Origin of the sequence: Rhodosalinus sp. (assembly GCF_041685465.1) — a bacterium.
Classification (GTDB): domain Bacteria; phylum Pseudomonadota; class Alphaproteobacteria; order Rhodobacterales; family Rhodobacteraceae; genus Rhodosalinus.
Genome location: NZ_JAWLFS010000332.1, coordinates 1 through 2532, shown reverse-complemented (window position 1 = coordinate 2532; position 2532 = coordinate 1). Strand labels below are relative to the sequence as shown.

Below are 2532 nucleotides of genomic sequence, written 5' to 3'. Positions count from 1 at the left end.
TGGCTCTGGCAGGCGCGCTTCTTCAAGACCCGGAGCCTTGCCGCGAAGCAGGTCGCGGAGGGGCGATGCCGCGTCAACGGCACACGTGTCGCCAAGCCCGCGACCACCGTCGGCGCGGGCGACGTCCTGACATTCGTGCAGGGGCGGCGCGTCCGCGTGGTGCGCGTCTCCGGCCTGCCCGCCCGCCGTGGCCCCGCTGCCGAGGCACAGGGCCATTACGAGGACCTGTCTCCATCCGACCCGCCCGCCGCCGCGGAGACCTCCGGGCCCGCGCCGGACCCCGGCGGGCGGCCCACCAAGCGCAATCGCCGCACCCTCGACGCGATGCGACGGCGGGCGCTTGAATGATCCCTGCGGCTGGACTAGCTACGGGTGCGCCACAGAAATCCGGATCGTCTCATGACCTATGTCGTCACCGACAACTGCATCGCCTGCAAGTACACCGACTGCGTCGAAGTCTGCCCGGTCGACTGCTTCTACGAGGGCGAGACGATGCTGGTGATTCATCCGGACGAATGCATCGACTGCGGTGTCTGCGAGCCCGAGTGCCCGGCCGACGCGATCCGGCCGGATACCGAGCCCGAGATGGGCAAATGGGTGGAGTTCAACCGCAAGTACTCCGAGATGTGGCCGGTCATCATCACCAAGAAGGACCCGCTGCCCGAGGCGGATGATCGCGACGGCGAGACGGGCAAGCTCGAGAAGTACTTCACCGAGTCGCCCGGCGAGGGCGGCTGACAACCCCGATTCGCGGGCGTCTCGGCCGGGATGCCGTGCGCCAAGTGCCTGTTTCCGAACGGCGTTCACTCAGTGGACCGGGCCGGCGCTGGAAACTGGGGCTCAAGTCTGCTATATTACTTTCATGACAAGCAGTGTGTGACGCCCGGGACGGAGGATGCCGCCCGGGCGCTTTTGCCGGTATAGAGGACTGTTGCGGTCGGCCCGTTCGCCCCGTCCGTGACGCTCCGTCGTGTCGCCCGACCCGTCGGGCGGCGATCAAGGAAGGACCGCATGACGAAGACCAAGAAAACCGAATTCCGTCCGAACGACCACGTCGTCTACCCGGCGCACGGCGTGGGCAGGATCGTGTCCATCGAGGAACAGGAGATCGCGGGCATCGCGATGGAGCTTTTCGTGATCTCCTTCGAGAAGGACAAGATGACGCTGCGGGTGCCGACGGCGAAGGCGACGGAGATCGGCATGCGCTCGCTCTCGACCCCGGACGTGGTATCGAAGGCGATGTCCACGCTCAAGGGCAAGGCGAAGGTGAAGCGCGCGATGTGGTCGCGCCGCGCGCAGGAATACGAACAGAAGATCAACTCCGGCGATCTCATCGCCATCGCGGAGGTCGTCCGCGACCTGCATCGCGCCGACGACCAGCGCGAGCAGAGCTATTCCGAGCGCCAGCTCTACGAGGCCGCGCTGGAGCGGTTGACGCGCGAGATCGCTGCCGTCGACGGCAGTGACGAGGTCGCGGCGGCCCGCCAGGTCGACGAACTTCTGGTGTCGCGCGCCGCCTGATCCCTGCCGCATTGCCGGTTCCGGGGCCGTCCGTCGCGGGCGGCCCTTTTCCGTGCGCGGGTGTGCCGCGAGGCGTGTCAGGTCGGCAGCGGCGCGTCGCGCTTGAACTGGTCCATCACGATCTGGCTCTGCACGCGCGCGACGGCCGGATGCGGCAGCAGCACGTCGTGGATAAGCCGGTGCAGCGCGCGCAGATCCTCGCAGTAGGTCCGGAGAAGGTAATCCGCCTCGCCGGTCAGGGTCCAGGCGCTGACGATCTCCGCGCGCAGCTCGACCATGCGCGCGAACTCGGCCGATTGCTGGGGGCCGTGCGTTGCAAGCTGCACCTGAACGAAGGCCTGCACCTTCAGGCCCAGCTTCTCGGCGTCGAGCCGGGCGGCGTAGTGGGTGATGTAGCCTGCGTCCTCCAGCCGCTGGCGCCGGCGGCCCGCCTGGCTGGGCGAGAGGTTCAGGATCTCGCCGAGCTCCTGCGCCGTCAGATGCGCGTCACCCTGGAGCGCGGCGAGCAGGCGATGGTCGATCTCGTCAGGCATCTGCGGGCTCCTCGCGCTGTCAGGAAAAATAGTGCGGGGATCACGCATGACAAAGGGTGCCAGTGGCGCAGAATGCGCAAATTCGCCGCGCGCAAAGGCGTATTTTCGACTCAGCAACAGATGTCAGAGGAGGAGACGCGCCATGGGACCCTTCCCGCACGACGCGCCGAAGGCGCAGATCACCGAGGCGAACCCCGCCGGCACCGACGGTTTCGAGTTCGTGGAGTTCGCGCATCCAGAGCCACAGGAGCTGCGCGATCTATTCACGAAAATGGGCTACACGCTCGTCGGCCGGCACAAGACGAAGAACATCGAGCTCTGGCAGCAGGGCGACATCACCTACATCGTCAACGCCGAACCCGGCAGCTTTGCCGCCCGTTTCGTGGAGGAGCACGGCCCCTGCGCCCCCGCGATGGGCTGGCGCGTGGTGGACGCGCAGCACGCCTTCGATCACGCGGTGAAGATGGGCGCTGAGCCT

At 67.1% G+C, this 2532-nt stretch carries 5 protein-coding genes; 4 read left to right on the top strand and 1 reads right to left on the bottom strand.

Annotated features, from left to right (window positions below; translation table 11 throughout):
* The 3 genes from ACESL7_RS15335 to ACESL7_RS15325 form a co-directional block, all read left to right on the top strand.
* On the top strand, positions 1-348 hold a 348-nt coding region (locus ACESL7_RS15335), incomplete at its 5' end, for an RNA-binding S4 domain-containing protein (protein ID WP_372894162.1).
* Between the two features lie 51 nt (positions 349-399).
* On the top strand, positions 400-738 hold the full coding sequence (fdxA, locus tag ACESL7_RS15330) for a ferredoxin FdxA (RefSeq protein ID WP_372894161.1): 339 nt from the start codon (positions 400-402) through the stop codon (positions 736-738).
* A gap of 273 nt (positions 739-1011) precedes the next feature.
* Positions 1012-1521, top strand: a complete 510-nt coding sequence (locus ACESL7_RS15325; RefSeq protein WP_372894160.1) for a CarD family transcriptional regulator — start codon at positions 1012-1014, stop codon at positions 1519-1521.
* A 77-nt stretch (positions 1522-1598) separates the two neighbouring features.
* On the opposite strand, the gene ACESL7_RS15320 is transcribed toward ACESL7_RS15325, so the two are convergent.
* Entirely contained in the window at positions 1599-2054 is a 456-nt protein-coding gene (locus tag ACESL7_RS15320; protein WP_372894159.1) for an Lrp/AsnC family transcriptional regulator, read from the bottom strand.
* 142 nt (positions 2055-2196) lie between these two features.
* Between ACESL7_RS15320 and ACESL7_RS15315 the strand changes: the two genes are divergently transcribed.
* The coding region (locus ACESL7_RS15315) for a VOC family protein (RefSeq protein ID WP_487247765.1) at positions 2197-2532 on the top strand (336 nt) is incomplete at its 3' end.

Bases quoted from the DNA above. Each gene is read 5' to 3' on its own strand.
- fdxA (WP_372894161.1), top strand. From the start codon at position 400: ATGACCTATGTCGTCACCGACAACTGCATCGCCTGCAAGTACACCGAC.
- ACESL7_RS15320 (WP_372894159.1), bottom strand. From the start codon at position 2,054: ATGCCTGACGAGATCGACCATCGCCTGCTCGCCGCGCTCCAGGGTGAC.
- ACESL7_RS15325 (WP_372894160.1), top strand. From the start codon at position 1,012: ATGACGAAGACCAAGAAAACCGAATTCCGTCCGAACGACCACGTCGTC.